This is a genomic window from Erysipelatoclostridium sp. An173, from assembly GCF_002160495.1.
Classification (GTDB): Bacteria; Bacillota_I; Bacilli_A; order Erysipelotrichales; family Coprobacillaceae; genus Thomasclavelia; species Thomasclavelia merdavium.
Genome location: NZ_NFKR01000040.1, coordinates 1 through 21,135 on the forward strand (window position 1 = coordinate 1; position 21,135 = coordinate 21,135).

19 protein-coding genes and 1 pseudogene are annotated in these 21,135 nt (G+C 29.8%); 4 read left to right on the forward strand and 16 right to left on the reverse strand.

Annotation, left to right across the window (positions count from 1 at the left end):
- Positions 1 to 160: 160 nt before the first annotated feature.
- The 5 genes from B5F09_RS14890 to B5F09_RS12460 all read right to left on the reverse strand — a co-directional run bounded on the left by B5F09_RS14890 (position 161) and on the right by B5F09_RS12460 (position 6,084).
- A complete protein-coding gene (locus B5F09_RS14890; RefSeq protein ID WP_158095853.1) occupies positions 161 to 313 on the reverse strand; it encodes a hypothetical protein in 153 nt (50 codons plus the stop codon).
- Between the two features lie 155 nt (positions 314 to 468).
- Positions 469 to 1,869, reverse strand: a complete 1,401-nt coding sequence (locus tag B5F09_RS12445) for a glycoside hydrolase family 32 protein (RefSeq protein ID WP_087374559.1) — start codon at positions 1,867 to 1,869, stop codon at positions 469 to 471.
- 10 nt (positions 1,870 to 1,879) lie between these two features.
- Entirely contained in the window at positions 1,880 to 3,781 is a 1,902-nt protein-coding gene (locus B5F09_RS12450; protein ID WP_087374561.1) for a sucrose-specific PTS transporter subunit IIBC, read from the reverse strand.
- Positions 3,782 to 3,925: 144 nt separating this feature from the next.
- Entirely contained in the window at positions 3,926 to 4,924 is a 999-nt protein-coding gene (locus B5F09_RS12455; protein WP_087300533.1) for a LacI family DNA-binding transcriptional regulator, read from the reverse strand.
- An 89-nt stretch (positions 4,925 to 5,013) separates the two neighbouring features.
- A complete protein-coding gene (locus B5F09_RS12460; RefSeq protein ID WP_087374563.1) occupies positions 5,014 to 6,084 on the reverse strand; it encodes a site-specific integrase in 1,071 nt (356 codons plus the stop codon).
- A 359-nt stretch (positions 6,085 to 6,443) separates the two neighbouring features.
- On the opposite strand from B5F09_RS12460, the gene B5F09_RS12465 reads away from it, so the two are divergent.
- Entirely contained in the window at positions 6,444 to 7,781 is a 1,338-nt protein-coding gene (locus tag B5F09_RS12465; protein WP_087374565.1) for an aspartate kinase, read from the forward strand.
- A gap of 10 nt (positions 7,782 to 7,791) precedes the next feature.
- Here B5F09_RS12465 and glpK read toward each other — a convergent pair whose 3' ends face one another.
- The 4 genes from glpK to B5F09_RS12485 form a co-directional block, all read right to left on the reverse strand.
- Positions 7,792 to 9,285: a glycerol kinase GlpK gene (gene glpK, locus B5F09_RS12470; protein WP_087374567.1), complete on the reverse strand. Its 1,494-nt coding sequence runs from the start codon at positions 9,283 to 9,285 to the stop codon at positions 7,792 to 7,794.
- 122 nt (positions 9,286 to 9,407) lie between these two features.
- Entirely contained in the window at positions 9,408 to 10,280 is an 873-nt protein-coding gene (locus B5F09_RS12475) for a DMT family transporter (protein ID WP_087374569.1), read from the reverse strand.
- 39 nt (positions 10,281 to 10,319) lie between these two features.
- Positions 10,320 to 11,762 (reverse strand): glycoside hydrolase family 1 protein, encoded by a 1,443-nt coding sequence (locus B5F09_RS12480; RefSeq protein ID WP_087374571.1) that lies wholly within the window; start codon positions 11,760 to 11,762, stop codon positions 10,320 to 10,322.
- A 95-nt stretch (positions 11,763 to 11,857) separates the two neighbouring features.
- Positions 11,858 to 12,517, reverse strand: coding sequence for an HAD family phosphatase (locus B5F09_RS12485; protein WP_239404335.1), 660 nt, complete (start codon positions 12,515 to 12,517; stop codon positions 11,858 to 11,860).
- Positions 12,518 to 12,674: 157 nt separating this feature from the next.
- On the opposite strand from B5F09_RS12485, the gene B5F09_RS12490 reads away from it, so the two are divergent.
- Entirely contained in the window at positions 12,675 to 13,064 is a 390-nt protein-coding gene (locus B5F09_RS12490; RefSeq protein ID WP_087374575.1) for a DUF3592 domain-containing protein, read from the forward strand.
- 179 nt (positions 13,065 to 13,243) lie between these two features.
- On the opposite strand, the gene B5F09_RS12495 is transcribed toward B5F09_RS12490, so the two are convergent.
- The 4 genes from B5F09_RS12495 to B5F09_RS12510 all read right to left on the reverse strand — a co-directional run bounded on the left by B5F09_RS12495 (position 13,244) and on the right by B5F09_RS12510 (position 17,233).
- Entirely contained in the window at positions 13,244 to 14,449 is a 1,206-nt protein-coding gene (locus B5F09_RS12495; protein WP_087374577.1) for an acetyl-CoA carboxylase biotin carboxylase subunit family protein, read from the reverse strand.
- Between the two features lie 13 nt (positions 14,450 to 14,462).
- Complete coding sequence (locus B5F09_RS12500) at positions 14,463 to 15,200, reverse strand: esterase family protein (RefSeq protein ID WP_087374579.1); 738 nt, start codon at positions 15,198 to 15,200, stop codon at positions 14,463 to 14,465.
- Between the two features lie 2 nt (positions 15,201 to 15,202).
- A complete protein-coding gene (locus B5F09_RS12505; RefSeq protein ID WP_087374580.1) occupies positions 15,203 to 16,390 on the reverse strand; it encodes an ATP-grasp domain-containing protein in 1,188 nt (395 codons plus the stop codon).
- A gap of 123 nt (positions 16,391 to 16,513) precedes the next feature.
- A complete protein-coding gene (locus B5F09_RS12510) occupies positions 16,514 to 17,233 on the reverse strand; it encodes an A24 family peptidase (protein WP_087374583.1) in 720 nt (239 codons plus the stop codon).
- 130 nt (positions 17,234 to 17,363) lie between these two features.
- Between B5F09_RS12510 and B5F09_RS12515 the strand changes: the two genes are divergently transcribed.
- The gene (locus B5F09_RS12515; RefSeq protein ID WP_087374585.1) at positions 17,364 to 18,224 is read left to right on the forward strand and encodes a glycosyltransferase; all 861 of its coding nucleotides are present in this window, start codon (positions 17,364 to 17,366) and stop codon (positions 18,222 to 18,224) included.
- 17 nt (positions 18,225 to 18,241) lie between these two features.
- Entirely contained in the window at positions 18,242 to 19,036 is a 795-nt protein-coding gene (locus B5F09_RS12520; protein ID WP_087374587.1) for an HAD family hydrolase, read from the forward strand.
- A 21-nt stretch (positions 19,037 to 19,057) separates the two neighbouring features.
- On the opposite strand, the gene B5F09_RS12525 is transcribed toward B5F09_RS12520, so the two are convergent.
- From B5F09_RS12525 to B5F09_RS15245, 3 genes and pseudogenes are all read right to left on the reverse strand, one after another.
- Positions 19,058 to 19,996, reverse strand: a complete 939-nt coding sequence (locus B5F09_RS12525; protein ID WP_087374589.1) for an NAD(P)H-binding protein — start codon at positions 19,994 to 19,996, stop codon at positions 19,058 to 19,060.
- A gap of 16 nt (positions 19,997 to 20,012) precedes the next feature.
- Positions 20,013 to 20,762, reverse strand: a pseudogene (locus B5F09_RS12530) (NAD(P)H-binding protein); the annotation flags it as partial.
- Positions 20,763 to 20,774: 12 nt separating this feature from the next.
- The gene (locus tag B5F09_RS15245) at positions 20,775 to 20,954 is read right to left on the reverse strand and encodes a hypothetical protein (protein WP_239404336.1); all 180 of its coding nucleotides are present in this window, start codon (positions 20,952 to 20,954) and stop codon (positions 20,775 to 20,777) included.
- Positions 20,955 to 21,135: the final 181 nt, after the last annotated feature.

The following is a 21,135-nucleotide window of genomic DNA, read 5'->3' on the forward strand; positions in this document are numbered from 1 at the left end:
TCTTTATTGACTGCTTCATAAAAATTTTGATTTGTTGGATTTAAATAGATTCCCATACTTATCACCCTTTCTTTTTCATTATAACATTTCCATATTGATTAATCATCTTTATTTTATAGCGCTTCTATAAAAAAACACCATAAACTCAATTTCATTATTATCATTTTATTCTACTTTTATTTTTTAATATACAATTATGTTCTTTACACTTAAAATATATTAAAAAGCTTTCTTCCATAATTTCCTTTAGGTCCTCTTTTCCCATAGAAAAATTATATTTGATGGTATAATTTTTTGATTTTTTTCTTGGCATTTGAATTCCTCCTATACATAAATAATATTTTTATTAATTTAAACAAAATATATAATTTTTTAAACCGATTTAATATATTGATAAAAAAACATCTTGCTAGTCTACAAGATGTTTTTTTGCCATTTTATATATGGACAATGGCCTACGATAACTTTTTAAATTATCTGATAACTATTTAACTCATAGTAAGTTGCTGTAATACTGGTGTCAATAGATATTTCAATTAGCTTACTATGATCATATATACGAGTTGTAAGAGCATATTCACCATCATTGATGAATATTTCTAGTGATGATACATCACTAAAGATTGTTACGTTTTCAATTTTATCAATTACAATATGTCGTTTATTTCGACCATAACCACTGTCTTTTAATGATAAGGTTAAAAGATTATCATGATATTCAATCACTGCATCTTGTCTTAACTTTATTTTAAAATCGTGATTATTTACCGGTAAATATAGCTCATAAACATTACTATTGCAAGTGATTTTTTGATTATTATTAATTTTTACATCATTCTTACATTTTCTTAACGCTTTTGTTTCATCAATTGGGTATTGATAAACTTTACCATCTTTAAATGTTAATTGTCTTGGTAATGTCAAAGCATGCTGCCAGTTATTTTTTACCGTTGGATTTGTATAAGGAGCATCCGGTAATCCCATCCAGCCAATAATAATTGCTCGATTACTTTCATCTTTAAATAACTGTGGGGCATAATAGTCAAAACCATGATCAAATTCTACAAATTCGCTTAATGAATATTCATTTTCAATATCACCATTTACTAGAAAATAACCATTTTGATAAATATTTTCATATTTATAACCTTCTGTTTCTACCCCTTGTGGGCAGCAAAATAAGATCATTTGTCCATTTAAATCAACAAGATTAGGACATTCCCACATATAACCAAAAGGCTTTTTAGTTGTAATTCGATTAACTAGTTCAAAATGTTTTAAATCAGTTGATCTATATAATAAACAACAACCAACATCATCATTTGTTCTAGCTCCTAAAATCATATTATAATGATCACCATTTTTAATAACCTGAGGATCTCTTACATGTAAAGTCAAATCTTCTGGATAATCACTGTTTTTCATTAAACAAGTTTTATTTGTTAACTCGATACCATCTTTGCTAGTTACCATCATTGTATTATGCTCACGTCCTGTATGAATATAATCATGATTGCCAGGATGTTTTACATTACCAGTATAGTAATAATAAATAGTATCATCTTTAACAATAGCTGACCCAGAATAGACACCGCCTTGTTCAAACTGACTATCAGGATATAAAGCAACTGGTTCATTTTTAAAGGTAACAAAATCTTTAGTACTATAATGCCCCCAGTATTTTTGACCACCTAAACAATTTTCAGGTGAATATTGGTAGTAAAGATGATAAGTACCTTTAAATTGACATAATCCATTAGGATCATTTAGCCAGCCAGTTGCTGGCATTAAATGATATTCAAGACGATATTCATCTTTAACTGCTTGTTTTTCCATATCTTTAATTTGTTTATTCGTTAAACAAGTCATATTATTTCTCCTAATTTAATTTTATAATTGGCTGGTTTAATTCCACATCGCCTTGACTAACTATTTCAAAACTATTTTGACTAGTTAATACAACTGGTGTAGCTGTTGGACAGCCTGCTTCTTCAATCATCTTAAAATCAATTTCCATTAATTTATCACCTTGATTTACTCTTTGCCCTTCACTAACTAATAAATTAAATGGTTTTCCTTCTAATTTTACCGTATCTAGACCAATATGAATTAATAATTCCACACCATCATCACTTTTAATTCCTAAAGCATGCTTAGTTGGGAAAATCATCGTAATTGTTCCGGTAACAGGTGCTGTTAAATAATTATTAGTTGGGAAAATTACAACCCCATCACCCATCATTTTTTGAGCAAATATTTCATCTGGTGCTTCACTAACTGGTGCTACTTTTCCTGCTAATGGTGCACTAATAACTTCAGTTTTAACCTTACTATCAGTAGTTGTATCTTGTGGTAATTCATCAGTTTTTGCTGCTTGTTTTTTTTCATTACGTTTATATAAAACAATTGTTAATGCAAATGCTACCGCAATACTAATAATCATTCCGATTCCAAAATTCAACCAAGAATTTGGATCAATTGAAATAAATCCTGGTAAACCGGCAGCTCCTAAAGCAATGGCAAGAGTTTTAGTTGCTGCTAAATAAGCACTTCCGGCTGCTGAACCAATCATTGCTGCAATAAATGGATATTTAAGTTTCAATGTTACCCCAAACATTGCTGGTTCTGTAATTCCAAGTAATGCTGAAATTCCAGATGCTGAACAAATACTTTTTAATTTTTTATCTTTTGTTATTAATAAAATAGCAATAACTGCTGCCCCTTGAGCAACGTTAGACATTGATGCTGTTGGGAAAATAAATGATCCCCCTGTTGTTTCTACTGCTGCAAGTAATTGAGTTTCTACTGCAATAAAGCTATGATGCATACCGGTTAAACAAATTGGTGCATAGAAGAAACCGAAAATAGCTCCCCCTAACATTCCTAGTGTATTATACATCCAAGAAATTCCATCTGATAATAAAACCCCGGCTTCTCTTAAAATAGGTCCAACAACAATAAATGTAATAAAACCAGTAATCAAAGTAGATAGTAGCGGTGTTGTTAAATTATCCAACCAGATTGGGGTAACTTTATGCAAACGTTTTTCAATGTTTGCTAAAATCCAAGAAACTCCTAAAACTGGTAATACTGTTCCTTGATACCCCACCGCTTCAACTGTTAAGCCAAATAAATTCCAAACAGGTATTTCAACTCCGGCTTTACCATAATCATAAGCATTTAATAAATCAGGATGCACCATGATCATTCCCATAGCGGCTCCTAAATATGGGTTCCCGCCAAACTTCTTGGTAGCACTAAAGCCAATTAAGACTGGTAAAAAAGTAAATGCCGCATTTGAAAAAATATTGATAATAGAAGCTAAATCTGACCATTGTGGATAAGCTTCAATTAAACTTTTACCAGCAAAAAATAACCCTTTAGCGGTTAAGATATTATTGATTCCCATCAATAACCCGCCAGCTACGATAGCTGGAATAATTGGTACAAAGATATCACTTAATAATTGTACTAATCGTTGTAAAATATTACCCTCTTTTTCTTCTTTTGGTTCTTGAACTGTTTCCGTCTTAATTCCTAAGATATTAGTTACTTCATCACAAACTAGATTAACTAATCCCGGACCTAAAATAATTTGATATTGCCCCTTAGCTAAAAACGTACCTTTAACTACTTCAATATCTGTTAATGCTTCTTCGTTGATTTTACTTTCATCAACTAAATTTAAACGTAATCTTGTAGCGCAGTGCATTGCCCCTGTAATGTTACTAGCGCCACCGACATTTTCAATAATGTCTTTTGCTATCTTGTTGTAATCCATTCTCTTTCCTCCTTGTGGTATCGGTTCCATGTCTATAATATATACCTCAATTATAGCGGTGTCAATAGTTTTCAATAAAAAAATGGTACCGATACCATAATTATTTAAAAAAAGATGGTATTACCCAAAATACCACCATATTTTTTACTTATTTAAATTTTTAACACTATTACCTGAAATCAAATGATAATTGATTAATTGTAGATTATCAACACGATTTCCTTCAATTAAATCAATAATAGTTTTACCAGCACGAATCCCTGTTTCTTCATTATCAAAACGAATTGTCACTAAACTTGGCGTAATAAAAAGCGAAGTTTCATAGCCGCCAAAACCAATTAATGAAATATCTTCAGGCATATTATAACCTAATTCATTAATGGCTTTTAAACAGCCTAAAGCAATATTATCAGTAGCTCCAATCATTAAAGTTGGCCGTTTTTTCTTTAAATAATCTAGAGCTTTTTTATAAGCTTTTTCAATTGAAAAATCAGTTTCTAAAATATCAACCGTTTCTACACCATAATCCTTTAATCCGTTAATAACACCATCTTTACGATAAATTCCTACCGCTTCATCTTTACCATTTACCCCAACATAACAAACAGAGCGATGTCCCATTTTAGCTCCATATTTACCAACATCATAACCAGCATTATAGTCATCATTAATAATCGAAATACCAGCACCATAACGTTGGGCCACAAATAATAATGGAATATCCAGCTTAGCTGCAATACTTTGATGAGCTAAAGTTACTGTTGTTGCAATTAAAATTATCCCATCAACATTCATGCGCCATAATTGTTCTATCGAGGTTAATTCACGCATCTCATCATGATTAGTATTAATAATCAAAGTTGTATAGCCATGATCTTTTAAATATTGATCTGCCATCATCAAGACCCTTGAGGTTGTAATTGAATCAAGACATGGGGCAACGATCCCAATTACTTTTGAATATTTAGCTTTTAAAGACTGGGCAATAGTACTTGGCTCATAATGACATTCATCGATTATCTTTTTTAATTTCTGTCTTGTTTCTTCTTTTACATAACCACCATTAAAATAACGGGATACGGTACTTTTACCAACTCCAGCCATTTTAGCGATATCACTCATTGTATATTTTTTTTCTTTCACACTTATTACCTCGATTAAAAAATGACGGGTTTTCCCGCCTGTTGATTTAATTTTACCTTATTTTAAGATTATGGTCAAATAGTTGTCTATTAAATAAAATCAACTTTATTGATCATTTCATGTTTTATTTTTAAATTAGGATGAACATAACGATCCAAAGTAATATTTACACTAGAATGACCTAATATTTCACTTAATGTGCGATCATCCATTCCTGAAGCAATACACAAAGAAGCAAAGGTATGTCTTAAAGTATGAAAATTAGTATCTTTTATTTCTAATTGATTCAATATTTTTTTAAAATATCTAGATAATCGTCTTGGTTCAATCCAATATTCATTATTATTTAAAATAAAATCATTTTCATGAAAGTTACAGCTTTTTAAAATCGGCATCATTATTTCCGGTACTGGAATAATCCTTTTTGATGTTTTTGATTTTGGTGAACTAATAACAATTTTAGTTTTACTACTGGCTTTAGCAACCTGTATGCGTTGTAATGTATATTGGATGTTTATGATTCGCTTATCTAAATCAATATCACTTTTTCTTAACGCACATAATTCCCCGATCCTTAAACCACAACAAAGACTCAAAGCAATTCCAATATTTAGCGGTTCAGGATCATCTTTAACAAAATCAATAATTTTCTGGCAATCTTTTTTCTCTAATACATATAATTTATCATTTGCTTTTTTCTTTTTAGGAAAAACTACATTTGATAACACTTCATTACACATTCCTAGATTATAAGCATATTGAAAAGTCTCTTTTATTACAAACAAAACGGTTTTTAAACTACTTTGTGATAAACCTTTACCATCTTGACGTCCACTAGTTGCCAGCTGTTTTAAAAAACGATTGATTTCAATTGTGTTTAATAATTTAATATCTCTTTGACCCAAAGCTGGTAAAATGTATAGTCTAGCAGTCATTTGATATTTATTAAAACTTTGCGGTTTAACACTATTTTTTATATAACTTAACCAGCCATTACAAACATCTTTAAATAAAACTTCTTCAACTAATTTATCATTACTACATCTTAAAATTTTTACTTCTGGGTAAGTATCAGTAGATACTGATGTATAGATTGCTTTTCCTTGACTATCATATCCTAAAATAATTTTTATTTCATAATTTTTCTTTTTTTCCGCCATAATCTACCTCCTTAATTCTTAATTTCAATTGAAAATTCCCAGAAACAAAAGATTATTAATATCAAATATTTAATGTTTATTTAATCTTTATAATATCATTATCAGCTATCTAATTATACATTAATTTATGATAATGTTGTGATTAATTATGTGATTGATATTGAATTGAATTATGTGATTTTTTTATTGGTTAGTCTATAATCAAAACTTATTTTTAATTATTTATTTTAATTCACTTTAATTATCTTTCTTTTTTTAAAAAAGTGCTTTAAAAATATTGATAATTTTAGCGATTATTCTTGATGTAATCATAAAAAAATGGTATTTTTTAATAGACATTTTATCTAAGGGGGAACTTTATGAATAAAGTAGTAAAATTTGGCGGTTCTTCACTTGCTGATGCTACACAATTTAAAAAAGTAGCCAATATTATTAATAGTGATAAATCGCGACGCTTTGTCGTGCCTTCTGCACCAGGGAAAAGATTTAAAGAAGATACAAAAGTTACTGATCTTTTATATCAAGCATACAATGCTAAAGATCAAGATACATTTAAAAAGACATTTGATTTAATAAAGAAACGTTATCAAGATATTATTGATGAATTAAAATTAGATTGTTCACTTGATAAAGAGTTTGAAGTTATAGAAAAAGCTTTTACTGATAAAATCGGAATTGATTATGCTGCCAGCCGTGGTGAATATTTAAATGGTATTGTTTTAGCTAATTATTTAGGTTTTGAATTCATTGATGCTAGTGAAGTTATCTTCATTGATGAAAATGGTAATTATGATCCTGAAAAAACTGATCCAATTTTATCTAAACGATTAAGTACCGTTAAAAACTGTGTTATTCCTGGTTTTTATGGTTCATTAAATGATGATAGCAATACAATTAAAACATTTTCACGTGGTGGTAGTGATATTACTGGTTCAATCGTTGCTCGTAATGGTCACGTTGATTTATATGAAAACTGGACTGATGTTTCTGGATTTTTAGTTGCCGATCCACGTATCGTTAAAAATCCTGATACTATTGCAACAATTACCTATAAAGAATTACGAGAATTATCTTATATGGGTGCTAGTGTTTTACATGAAAATTCAATTTTCCCAATTCGTAATGAAGGGATTCCAATTCAAATTAAAAATACTAATCGCCCAGAAGATGAAGGAACATTAATTGTTGAAACAACTTGTCATAAACCAGATCATGTAATTACTGGTATTGCCGGTAGACAAGGGTTTGCAACGATCAGTATTGAAAAAGATATGATGAATAGTGAAATTGGTTTTGGTCGCCGTGTTCTTCAAGTTCTTGAAGATAACCAATTATCATTTGAACATACACCTTCAGGAATCGATACAATGAATATTATTGTTGAAGCTAATAGTTTCATTGACCATGAACAACAAATCTTAGCCGGTATTCATCGTGCTGTCCAACCTGATTCAATTGAATTAGAGTCTGATTTAGCGTTGATTGCTATTGTTGGTCGTGGTATGAAAGATGGTCGCGGAACTGCCGCTAAAGTCTTTACTGCTTTAGCTAAAGAAAATATCAATATTAAAATGATTGACCAAGGATCTTCAGAATTAAATATTATCGTCGGAGTTAAAAATGTGCATTTTAAAAATGCTATTAGAGCTATATATCATACTTTTATCGATGAAGAAAAAAAATCAGGTTTTAACTAACCTGATTTTTTTATACATCTTTCCACATTAACGTAAAACGAACCGCTTTATCCCAGCCTGATAAAAGTTCCTGCCGTTTAGTTTCTTCCATTAATGGCGTAAAATTACGTTCTAATTTCCAATTATCAATAATATCCTGTTTACTAGTCCAAAAATTAGTTGCTAAACCAGCTAAATATGCCGCCCCTAAAGCCGTCGTTTCCACTATCTGCGGCCGATTGACAATACAATTGGAAATATCACTTTGAAATTGCATTAAAAAATCATTTTGACTGGCACCGCCATCAACTTTCAAAGCTTTTAATTGAATACCAGTATCTTCTTGCATTGCTTTTAAAACATCATTTGTCTGATAAGCAATTGACTCTAGGGCTGCTCGAACAAAATGTTCTTTACAACATCCTCTAGTTAAACCAACAATTGTTCCTTTAGCATAAGAATCCCAATGAGGTGCTCCAAGACCGGTAAAAGCAGGAACAATGTATACTCCATTTGTATCATTAACCTTAGTTGCATATTCAATTGACTTAGGTGTATCTTCCAGCATTCTCAATCCATCACGAAGCCATTGCATAACCGCCCCGGCAACAAAAACACTACCTTCTAAAGCATAATTTACTTCATCATTATCACTGGCTGCAATTGTTGTTAGTAAACCATTTTGGGAATGATAGATTTTCTTACCAGTATTCATCAATAAAAAACAACCGGTACCATAAGTATTCTTAGCTTCCCCAGGTTCAAAGCAGCATTGTCCAAATAATGCGGCTTGTTGATCACCAGCAGCACCAGCAACTGGAATATGACCACCTAAAATACCAGCTTTAGTATAACCATAAATACAGCTAGATGACTTTACTTCTGGTAACATGCTACGTGGTATTTTAAAATAATCCAGCAGTTTTTGATCCCAGCAAAGATCATGAATATTAAATAACATTGTTCTTGAAGCATTAGTATAATCTGTTACATGTACTTTACCGCCAGTTAAGTTATAAATCAGCCAAGTATCCACTGTTCCAAATAAAAGTCGCCCCTTTTCAGCTAGTTTGGCTGCACCAGGAACATTTTCTAAAATCCAGGCAATTTTCGAAGCTGAAAAATAAGGATCTGGAATTAATCCGGTAGTTTTAATAACATATTCTTCTAATCCATCAGCTACCAATTGTTCAATCATCTTAGCACTGCGCCGACACTGCCAGACAATTGCATTATAAATCGGTTCACCGGTTTCTTTGTCCCAAATAATCGTTGTTTCCCGCTGATTAGTTATTCCAATTCCGGCAATATCTTCTGCTTTAATACCTTGTTTAGCCATAGCTTCACTAGCTACTGCTAACTGTGATGACCAGATTTCCATTGGATTATGTTCAACCCAGCCTGGTTTAGGAAAAATCTGTTCAAATTCTTTTCTAGCAATTGCTTTTATATTACCTTGATGATCAAATATTATACAACGTGAACTTGTTGTTCCTTGATCTAAAGCCATTACATATTTAGCCACTTTTTGTCCTCCTCAATAATATTAAAATGTTAGTTCTTTACTAAATTTTAACATAAACTAAGTGAAATAAGTATCTCTTTTAAATACTCAAAGACAAAATAGTAACTTTATCCCATCAATATTTAAGCTGGACTTTTTTTAGAATTAAAGACAATTAACATTGTTATCGCCCCAAGAATCAAAATACAACCAATTAATTTAAACATCGATAATTGTTCACTTAAAATAATAATACCAAAAATAACACTCGTTACTGGTTCAAACATACTTAATATTGATGCTGTTGTTGCACCTAAATATTTAACCCCTTGCTGTAAACAAATAATCCCAATAATTGATGTTAAAATTGCAATTATAAATGAATAGCCATAAGCTAATCCTGGCAAAATTAAAACTAATTGTTCAGTAATAACTCCTATTATTAACAAAGCAATAGCAATTACAATTGCAAAATAAAAATTCAAAACATAAGGATTTAGACTCTGTAATCCTAGCTTTTCAATTCCAACCATATAATAGGCAAATGTTATTCCAGAAAACAAAGCCAAAAAAATTCCAAAAAGTGATGAGCTGCCTACTTCAATAAAAAATAAGATTCCAATACTAGCAACCACTAAACAATATTTAACTACTTTTGTCAGTTTTTCATGATAATAAAAACAACAAATCAAAGATACAAACATTGGATATAAAAAATGCAAAACAGTAGCACTACCTACTTGAATATAACTATATGAAGTATATAACATGGCAACTGTTAATGCTGTTCCAACGATCCCAACTAAACAAATCTTTTTGAGCTGTTCAATTGTAATACGATAGTTTAATTTTTGCAATTTAATAATAATAAATAATATCGGTATAACAAATAAATGTCGATAAAAAGCCATCGTAATGCCATTGCTTCCCATCGAATATGTCATTTTAGCAAGTATTGGTGTAAAACCAAAAATCACCGCTGATAAAATTGTCAAAAAATAACCTTTTGCTTTCATTTTCCCTCCAAAAAAATAGATGTGTTTTTAACACATCTATTATCCCAAATCTTCACCATTAGTTTCAATAACTTTTTTATACCAATAGAAAGATTCTTTTCTTCTTCTTGAAAAATCACCAGTTCCATCATCGTATCTTTCTACGAAAATAAATCCGTAACGTTTTGCCATTTCACCAGTTGATGCTGAAACAAGATCAATACATCCCCAAGGAGTATAACCACGTAAATCAACGCCATCTAACAGTGCTTCATGCATTTGTTGAATATGTTTTCTTAAATAATCAACACGGTAATCATCTCTTACTTTACCATCATCATCAATTTTATCAAAAGCACCTAATCCATTTTCAACAACGAAAATTGGTTTTTGATAACGATCCCAGATTTCATTTAATGAATAACGTAATCCTTCAGGATCAATTTGCCATCCCCAGTCACTAGCTTTTAGATATGGATTTGGTACCCCACCTAAAATATTTCCTTTACCAGCTATTTGTTTTTCTGGATCAGCAGTTTGACAATTTGACATATAATAAGAGCATGTATAGAAGTCTACTGGTCCACTAGCTAAGATTTCTTCATCACCAGGTTCCATTTTAATTTCAATATTATTTTCTCTAAAATATCTCTTGATATAATTAGGATATTTACCACGGCATTGAACATCACTACAGAACCAGTTCATTAAATGATTCTTTTGCTGGTTTTCAACTTGATCAGCTGGATTACATGTTAATCCATAGCTTGTTGCCATGATTTGCATACATCCAACTTGATTTTCAGGATCAATTTCATGAGCCATTTTTACAGCTAAAGCACTTGCTAAAAATTGATGATGTAATCCTTGGAAACGGTTGTTTGGAATATCAACTTGATTCATGAAATCCATTGGTTTGATTTCATTTAAAATTCCTTGACCTAAAAATGCTCCCATAGCAGTTGTTGCTGAATTAATTTCATTAAATGTTAGCCAGTATTTTACTTTTCCTTTATAACGAGTAAAAATTGCTTTACAGAAATTCAAATAACAATCAATCATTCGACGATCTACCCAAGAATTCCATTTCTTAGTTAAATTAAATGGTACTTCATAATGTGAAATAGTAACCATTGGTTCAATATTATATTTCAAACATTCGTCGATTAATTCTTCATAGAATTTTAAACCTTCTTCATTTGGTTCTGTTTCATCACCATTTGGGAAAATTCTTGTCCATGCAATAGAAAAACGATACATTTTAAATCCCATTTCTGCAAATAGAGCAATATCTTCTTTAAAACGATGATAATGATCAATTGCATCATGTGAAGGATAAAAAGTCCCTTCTTCTAATTCAGGTGTAATTCTTTTACTTCTAGTAGCAGTACCACCAGTACAAATATCAGGACAAGAAACACCTTTTCCGCCTTCTTGCCAGCCACCTTCTAATTGATTAGCAGCAGTAGCGCCACCCCAATAAAATCCTTTCGGAAAACTCATATAATACCTCCTTGTTTATCTATTATTACTATTCTATCTTAAATCACACTTATTTACAAAATAATTTCAGTGTTTGAAAATATTTCTATTTAAAATTATAGTAACTTTTCAACTTCATCAATAACTTCATTTAATGAAGGAACTGTTTTATAAAGAAGTTTATTAATATCATCACCATGTTTAACTAAATCAGGAACACAAATTACTTTGATTTTAGCATTAGATGCTGCTAAGATTCCATTACGAGAATCTTCTAATACCAATGCTTCTTCATTATTTATATGTAAGTGTTCTAATACTTTTAAATAAATATCTGGACTAGGTTTACTATGTTCTACTTTATCACCAGAAATAATATAATCAAATAAGCTATCATCCAAATTGGCTAATTTATTATAAGTATCAATAGTTTCTCTTTTAGAACTAGAAGCTATTGCTATTAATATATTTTTTTGTTTTAAATATGAAATCAGTTCTTTTAATCCCGGTTTAACTGTAATACCATTTTCTAAAAGATAATCCATCCGCATTTTTCGTGATTGCAAGCTGATTTTATCATATGGATAATCTGGTCCAAATTTTTCTAAGACTAGTTTACGATGATCATTAACATTCATACCAATTGAATTTAATGCAAACTCTTTGTCAATTTCATAGCCATGTTGTAAAGCAGCTTCTAACATGCATTTCATCCCGATTGGTTCAGTATCATACATTAAACCATCCATATCAAATATTACTAATTTTAAACTCATTATATTTCCCCCATAAAAATATTTATGCGCTAATATTTTACTATATTATCTTTAATATTACAATTTATTGCCTGTTATTATAAGTATCAACGATATTTAATTTTTATATTTAGTAAGCTATAATATTTTTATAATTTAATTAAGGGAGTGAAAAATAATGATTGCTGTTTGGATCGTTGCAATATCATTTACTACTGTTGGACTTATATACAGTATTCCAAAATACTATAAAATTTTTTCCTGTCGCGCTAAAACAACTGGCACTTTATTAAAATCACAAAAATCTTTAACAAGCGACAATAAAGCAATTAAAGCAACTTATGAATACTATGTTGATGGAAAGAGATATCTTGGTACTACCGGCTGGTCAACTTTTGCTATTTTTATTAGTGGTAAAGAATATATTGTAAAATACAACCCTAAAAAACCAGAACAATCTTTTATTAATATGAGTGGTATTTATATTAATTGCGCTATTGGAACATTATTTATTATCGTTGGTATTATTGTTTTTATCATTGGGATTATTCTTTTATCAATATTATAAAAAAAAAAGTTAGGGCTGGGAGACCCTAACTATTGTGGGGAGGGAAGAATTGCTTCTTCCTTCATTGTGCATAGAGCACATTTTTGGGATAAAGTGGTTCATTTAAGAACCACCTATATGATAACACATCTTGAATAAAAAAGAAATTATTTTGACGTATATTTTATTTTTATTTATTTTTAGCGCCAATTTCTACCATCACTGCGTCGTAATAATTCATCGATTAAAAAGTCTAAATGTTCTTGATTTTCTGCTCGCACCATGAAAACATGATTTCCCATCGCTGCGCTCAATGCTTCAGGAACATCAACATCAAGCATCACTAAATCACCATATTTTTGATTAATTTGATCATTGCTTAACATATAATCAATACCATCACGACGACCAATATAAGCTACTAAATATTTTTGTTTTACATCCATGAAACATTTATCATAGATAAGCATATCTGCCCAAATTGTATAAACATCTGTTTCATAACTAAAATTAATCATATCTGGCATATAAGCACCAGGAGCGCGCATATTTACTTCCAAACCAACTAAATCACCTTTTTTTCCAAGTCCTTCTTTATCATCATCTAATCTAAAGAATTCAAAATGGAAAAAACGACTACGAGTATCAAAAGCCTGGACTACTTTTTTACCCACTTCTTCAATATCACTACCAGCTACAAAACGATTACAAAAAGCAGTATCACAATTTTCATTAACATTATCCATGATTGAATTTAACATAATCGTACTATTAGCAATTAAAATATTTTTATTGCTATCAGTAATACCATCATAGGTTTCAACATGGCCATTAACATACTCTTCCATAATATAAACTCGATTATCTTTAGTTGCAAAGAAATACTCTAATTCACTTTGATCTTTTAGTTTATATGTTGAAGAAGCACCAACACCATTATCTGGTTTGACAACAATTGGATAGCCTACTTTTTCAACAAAAGCTAAAGCATTTTCAAAAGTATCTACCAAACAATAACGAGCAGCATTTAAACCAATACTTTTGTAGATATCTTTCATTTTTGATTTATATTTCATTACTGCCAAATCTTCATATTTAGTACCGCTATTAATATTAAAATCTGTTCTAATTCGCGCATCTGTTTCTAACCAATATTCATTTTGACTTTCAACAAAATTGATTCTACCATATTTACTAATATAATAGGCAACTGCTTTATAAACCTCATCATAATTTTCTAAGCTATTTACGCGATAATATTCACTTAAACTATCTTTAGTTTCATTACTAATTTCACTATAATTAGCATCCCCAATTCCTAAAACATTGACACCACGAATTTTTAATCGTGAACAAAAATTGTGAAAATATAATGGAAAATGCGGTGAAATAAATACAACATTCATAATTTCCATCCCCCTATAAAATATGATTTAAGAAGTATGGTAACTGAACTTGCCACCAGTCCCAATCATGGTTAACATCATATCCCCAAAAATCGATCCAGGCAGGAATATCTTTATATTCCAATAATTCTTGCATCCGACGAGTTGAATAAATCATTTCATCTTCCCAAGCACCTTGACCACAACATAAAATAATATCACAATGACGATACATTTCTACATATGGATGATCATAAGACATTCCTTGCAAATATTGAATCGGGCTATTGTTGTACAATCTTTCATCATGATAATCCCCAAAGAATAAATCACTATCATAATAACCACTTAAACAAATACACCCTTTAAAAACATCAGGCCGTCTAAACATAAAATTACAAGCATGGCTAGCTCCCATTGAACAACCTGTTGTATAAATTTTTTGACCAGTACCATTAATTTCAAAAATCCGTGGCACTAATTCATCCATAACATAATAATACCATTGTTCCATCATATAAGTACGATGATTATTGTCGCCACCTTCATCAGACCAGCATTCACCATCAATACTATCTAAGCAAAAAACCTGAACTAAGCCTGCATCAATTTTATCAGCAATGACATTAATCATTCCAAAATTTTCAAAATCAAAGAAACGTCCATCTTGAGCTGGAAATACTAATAAAGGAATCCCCGCATGTCCATAAACCTTATATTCCATATCTCGATTTAGACAATTACTATACTCTTTATAATATTCAACTTTCATTTCTAAACCTCCTTCAATACTTTATCAACAAAGTCATGGACTTCTTCTAATGTTTCAAAGCGAGCTGTATAAGTATAATTACCCATTGCTCCTGATAAAATATCGGGCATTCTTTCATTCATTAAAATATGTGAACCATACATTGCCATTAAAGCATCATTATTATAATAATATTCTTTACCATCTCTTCGACCACAGTATACACAATGATATGGACGATTAGTATAATAATCACTATGGTTATAAACAACCATATCAGCATAGATATTATAAATATCAATATCATTAGCCCAGTCCATCATATCTGGCGTATATCCTCCAGGTGGCCGCATATTAACTTCTAATCCGACAAAATCACCTTTATTACCAAGTCCTGGTCGGTCTTCTAGTAATTGAAAGAATTCACAGTGAAAGAATCGTGCATTTAATGGAAATTCTTTAACAACACTGCGACCTAATTTTTGTAATTGTTCTGGAATCTGACGCAATGAATAATAATGCATACCAGTATTATTATTAACTACATCCATAATTGAATTTGGAAAAACATGGCTAGTTTCAAAAATCACTTCATGATCTTTATTAGCTAAACCATCATATGAAATGATCAAGCCATTAACAAACTCTTCCATAATATATTGAGTAATATGATCAATTTGATAAAATTGTTCTAATTCTTCATAATTAGTAATTTTATATGTAGCTGCTGCCCCAACACCATTATCCGGTTTAACAATAACTGGAAAACCTACTTCTTCAACAAACTTCTTCCCATTTTCTAAAGTATCAACTAAATGATAACGAGCTGTTTTAACTCCAGCTTTTTCATAGTAAGCTTTCATACCAGATTTTGTTTTGAAGATTTTAGTAACATCTTCTTTCATTCCGGTATTAATATTAAAATCTGTTCTTAGACGAGCATCTAACTCTAACCAATATTCATTATTAGATTCAATCCAATCAATTTTTCCATATTTGCTTGCAAGATAAGCAACACAACGATAAACATGATCATAATTTTCCATGTTATTTACATAACAATATTCAGTAACTGAATTTTTTAATTCTTCGCTGATATGTTCTTCAGGCATATCCCCGATTGCTAAAACATTGACCCCATGATTTTTCATTCGATCACAAAAATTCCAATAATTTTTTGGAAACATCGGTGAAATAAACAAAAAGTTCATAAGTCCCCTCCTTTTTTTATTTATCTTAACATGATTATAACATATATCTAATTTATATAGCAAAATAAAATCGATAAAGCCGAAATTTTGATATAAAAATTTATTATTTAAACAATAAATCATTCAAAAAATAAAAATATTATCATATTGCAACATAAAAAAAATAGCACCGGTTAAAAAAGGAGCAAAAGGAATATAGCTGTGCATGGTCGTTTTCTTTAATAACAATAAAAATAATGAATAAATACCCCCAGTAATAATCGCAATCATAAAAGCTATAATAATATTATTAAATCCAAGTAAAATACCAGAAACAAACATTAATTCAATATCACCAATACCAAAACCATCTTTAATAAATATATTGATCCCCATCATCAAACTGCTTATTACTAAACTACCAGCAATCATATCTAAAATATCAAAGCTTGTTAATAAACGATAAATGATCGTTAATATAAATAAGATAAAAATCGTGATATCATAAATATTAAATGTTTTTAGATCAATTAAAGCAATTACAAGTAATACCATTGCTATAAAATAAACAATGATCATTTTATAAAGATCATATTGATAAAAACAATAAACAAATAAAATACCACCAATAACTTCAATAACTAAATGACTAATCCCAATCTTCTTTAAACAATAACGACATCTTCCTTTTAAACAAAGATAACTAATAATCGGTAATAAATCATACCATGATAACTGATGATAACAATTAGGACAATAACTCCTTCCTTTTATTATTGATTCATTTAATGGTAATCGATAAATAACAACATTAAAAAAACTACCAAAACAAGCACCAATAAAAAACAAAGATATCCAAAACATAATTTTCCTCCTATTTTAAATATTTATATAAATATATATCCTGGAAAATTAATAATTACTTTTATAAAGTATAAAAAAGAATATTTATATATGTTAAAATAGTGATGAATTTTAAGAAAGGATTACTATTATGAACGATGTACTTAAAAAAATATCTCATGGTCGTTTAGAACCATTATTTTATATTTTATATAAATTATTTATTAATTTAGAATATCGTGTTTTAACAATCTCCTGGTATTTAAAAGGATTACGTAAACCTAATCAAGAAGATATTGACTTAGTTGTTGAAAATGTCACATTTATCTATAAATCATTTGAAAGACAGGCAATGGCTAAAAAACTATATCAAAATATTCAAAAATACTATCCTAACGCTAGAGTAATAATTAGTGATGATAGTTTTAAACCATTAGAAATAAAAGGCCAAAACTTAAAAATAATTCATTTACCATTTAATAGTGGTTTAAGCAAAGGCTTAAACGCAGCATTAAACGAAGTAACAACACCATATGTAATGCGCATGGATGATGATGAATTATTGACATTACGAAGCAATATTGCAGATGAACTTAGATTTTTAAAACAGCACCAAGAAGTAGATTTAGTTGGATTTGGGGTTTTATCAACACCTAAATGTGAAGACCCTAAAAAAAGCTCTCACTTATATTATAAACAATTAATGCAAGAAGCTTTAAAACCATTAAAAATTCCACATTTAACTAAAATTGATGAAACTCATTTTGTTGTCGGTAAGACTGCAAATATCTTTTTAGCTAGAAGTGATAAATTAAAAGAAATTGGCTGGGATGATAATATTCGTATTCTTGATCATAATGAATTTTTTGTCCGAGCTGCCGGTAATATCGTTAGTGTTATTAATCCTACTACCGCTATTTTTCACTATCACAATCAATTTGATAACAACTACCAGCAATATCGTAGTTATGTTCAAAAAGATCGTGATTATATTCGTAAAAAATATTCTTAAAGACAAATGGAGAGTTTATGAAAACAGTTGTTAGTGATTTAGATGGTACTTTATTAGCTAATGGTAGTCTTAATAAAGAAACAATTGCTGTATTAAAAGAATTTCAAAGTAAGAATCGGTTAGTTTTAGCTACAGGAAGAAATTTTGAAAGTGTTAAATGGATAGTTGATGAATTGGAAATGGAAAAGTATCAAACTGGAGCTTTGATATTAATAAATGGTTTGGCTTTTTATGATTTTAAAGACCGTGAATATATTTATTTAAATTCATTTGATTTAAAGGAAGTAAAAAAGATCATAAAAATAGCCTATCGCCTATTTTTTAGAGTTACTGTTGTTTGTCAAAATGAACGAATTACATTATCAAGTCTTTATGATAAAATATTTTATATATTGCGTTATTTAATTAAACATAAACCCATTCCTAAACAAAATAATAAAGCTGTTTACAATCAAGTAGAAAAAATTGAACTAGGTGGTACTATCTTTTTCAACTTCTTTTTTAAACTATTAAAAAAACGGCTTTATAATTATGAAGTCGTTCGTGTTAGTCAATATTGGATTGAGATTTTACCAAAAGGAACTAATAAACTAAATCAGCTTAAATATTTAGTTAGTAAATATCATATTGATCAAAATGATTTATATGTTTTTGGTGATGGAGAAAATGATATTGAAATGTTACAGTATGCAAATAATAGTTATGCACCTGAAAATGCTTTAATTGAAGCTAAAAATGCTGCTCATTTTAAATGTGAATCATGTAATAATAATGGTGTTATTAAAGTTATTCAAAATATAATCAAAAGATAAAAAATCCAGGATTTCCTGGATTTATTCAGTTGGATGACGATCACCTAAAAGATAGTCTTCAACATGTTCAAAGATATATTTAATTGAAAGTGGTAAACGACCTGTTAATGAACTAAAATCACTAACTGGTACATCTAAATAACCTTGAGTTACAGTAGTTCCAAAAGTAACCATTCCTTCAGATGTAGCTTGAATTGGACTTTTAGAAAAATCACCATCAGTATCACGAGGAACTCCGATTGAATCAAAGTAAGCATATAACTCATCATCTGTTAATTTAGTATATGTAATATTATTATTAGTAACTTCATTTCCTATCGCTAGAAAATCACTATAAGATATTGGTTCTAAACCATTAATATTTAAAATTTCCCGATGTAATAGATGATTGTTTAAAGCACAGGCAGCAGCATAAGCACAATCTTTACGAGAAATAAACCATACTCTACCATCACCCATATTTTTAGAAATAGTTTTTTCACCAGCAGCTACAGCACGCATATAATCACTAGTAAAAGCTTCTACAAATAATGAATTACGTAAAATGATATAATCTAGTGGTGAATTTTGAATAATTGCTTCTGTATAAGAATGGTCAACATTTTCAATACTAGGGTTAAAAGGATGAGCAGCTGATAAAACTGATGTATAAATAATTTGTTTTACGTTAGCCTGCATACAAGCATCAACAACATTTTTATGAGCTATTCTACGTTTTTCACCAACAAATAGCATTGAAATTAATAATACTTTATCAGCATCTTTAAAAACATCAACTAAACCTGCAATATCTTTGAAATTAGCTTTGGCAACTGCAATTCCCATTTCTTGATATTCTTTTAATTTTTCAATTTTTGGGGCTGTAAAAACTAAATCTTTTTTATCTACTAAATCCAATACATATTTAGCCACTAACCCACCAAAATTTCCATCGACTCCATTAACAACAATCTTACTCATTTTATTATCTTCCTTTTTATGAATCTGTACTATTACGTTGTCCTACTTGATAATCATCAGCATGTTCAAACATATATGAAACAGTTCTTGGCTTATCACCTGTTAACCATTCAAAAACATTAGTATGAGTATTCATTTTTTCTAATCTGATTGCTCTTGCAAAAGTAACCATTCCATCTGATGAATAAGGAGCAACAGAATCTTCTTCAAAATGTCCATCAGTATTTCTAGGTACCCCAATAGCATCAAATGCTGCATATGTTTCTTCTTCAGTTACATTATTAATTCCGATATTTAATTTTGTAGTTTGATTACCAGCATCAACAAATTCTTGTAATGTAAGTGATTCAGGACCATTGATATTTAAAGTTGCATAATGTAAATCTTCTCTTACTAAGGCATACATAGCAGCTTTAGCACAGTCTCTTCGAGAAATATAAGACATATGTCCTTCACCTTGACAGCTAGTCATCATATTACCTGTTTCTTGAGCAGCAAAATAACTAGTAATCATAGCTTCAACATATTGTGAATTACGTAAGAAAACAAAATCAACATCTAAATTATCGATATAGTTTTCAGTATAAGCATGATCGATTTTTTCGATACTTGGATTTTCTTCATCTTGAGCATTTACTAATGAAGTATATACGATTTTTTTTACCCCTGCTTTAATTGCAGCATCGACAGCATTTTTATGAGCATTACGTCTTTTTACTCCTACAAATGGTGAAGAAATAATTAAAATTGCATCTCCACCTGCAAAAGCTTCTTCTAATCATTCACGATGATTAAAATTAGCTACCCGACAATCATATCCTTTTTCTTGCCACTGTTTTAAACCATCTTCAAAAGGACAAGTAAAAATCAAATTTTCTTTTGATGTTAATTTTTCAATATGTGTAGCAAGATAATTTCCAAAATTTCCATCAACACCTGTTACAATAAATTTTCCCATTATTATTTCCTCCTATTTTGTTAACTCTATGATAGCACTTTCATTTTAATAAAAAAGTCCTCAAAAAATTATAAAGGGGCTGTAACGAAAGGAGGTTTTTTTAACCTTTAATGAAGCGTTACAGCTTCTTTTTTTGTTTTGAAGATTATTTTTTGGAAAATTTAATTTTTTTGCTATTTTT

What these genes read in the sequence shown, in the direction of transcription:
- B5F09_RS12525 (WP_087374589.1), bottom strand. Translation starts at nt 19,996, where the DNA reads ATGAGTAAGATTGTTGTTAATGGAGTCGATGGAAATTTTGGTGGGTTA.
- B5F09_RS15245 (WP_239404336.1), bottom strand. Translation starts at nt 20,954, where the DNA reads ATGGGAAAATTTATTGTAACAGGTGTTGATGGAAATTTTGGAAATTAT.
- B5F09_RS12480 (WP_087374571.1), bottom strand. Translation starts at nt 11,762, where the DNA reads ATGAGTTTTCCGAAAGGATTTTATTGGGGTGGCGCTACTGCTGCTAAT.
- B5F09_RS12485 (WP_239404335.1), bottom strand. Translation starts at nt 12,517, where the DNA reads ATGAGTTTAAAATTAGTAATATTTGATATGGATGGTTTAATGTATGAT.
- B5F09_RS14890 (WP_158095853.1), bottom strand. Translation starts at nt 313, where the DNA reads ATGCCAAGAAAAAAATCAAAAAATTATACCATCAAATATAATTTTTCT.
- B5F09_RS12450 (WP_087374561.1), bottom strand. Translation starts at nt 3,781, where the DNA reads ATGGATTACAACAAGATAGCAAAAGACATTATTGAAAATGTCGGTGGC.
- B5F09_RS12495 (WP_087374577.1), bottom strand. Translation starts at nt 14,449, where the DNA reads ATGAATGTTGTATTTATTTCACCGCATTTTCCATTATATTTTCACAAT.
- B5F09_RS12505 (WP_087374580.1), bottom strand. Translation starts at nt 16,390, where the DNA reads ATGAACTTTTTGTTTATTTCACCGATGTTTCCAAAAAATTATTGGAAT.
- B5F09_RS12490 (WP_087374575.1), top strand. Translation starts at nt 12,675, where the DNA reads ATGATTGCTGTTTGGATCGTTGCAATATCATTTACTACTGTTGGACTT.
- B5F09_RS12445 (WP_087374559.1), bottom strand. Translation starts at nt 1,869, where the DNA reads ATGACTTGTTTAACGAATAAACAAATTAAAGATATGGAAAAACAAGCA.
- B5F09_RS12510 (WP_087374583.1), bottom strand. Translation starts at nt 17,233, where the DNA reads ATGTTTTGGATATCTTTGTTTTTTATTGGTGCTTGTTTTGGTAGTTTT.
- B5F09_RS12460 (WP_087374563.1), bottom strand. Translation starts at nt 6,084, where the DNA reads ATGGCGGAAAAAAAGAAAAATTATGAAATAAAAATTATTTTAGGATAT.
- B5F09_RS12475 (WP_087374569.1), bottom strand. Translation starts at nt 10,280, where the DNA reads ATGAAAGCAAAAGGTTATTTTTTGACAATTTTATCAGCGGTGATTTTT.
- B5F09_RS12500 (WP_087374579.1), bottom strand. Translation starts at nt 15,200, where the DNA reads ATGAAAGTTGAATATTATAAAGAGTATAGTAATTGTCTAAATCGAGAT.
- B5F09_RS12520 (WP_087374587.1), top strand. Translation starts at nt 18,242, where the DNA reads ATGAAAACAGTTGTTAGTGATTTAGATGGTACTTTATTAGCTAATGGT.
- B5F09_RS12515 (WP_087374585.1), top strand. Translation starts at nt 17,364, where the DNA reads ATGAACGATGTACTTAAAAAAATATCTCATGGTCGTTTAGAACCATTA.
- B5F09_RS12465 (WP_087374565.1), top strand. Translation starts at nt 6,444, where the DNA reads ATGAATAAAGTAGTAAAATTTGGCGGTTCTTCACTTGCTGATGCTACA.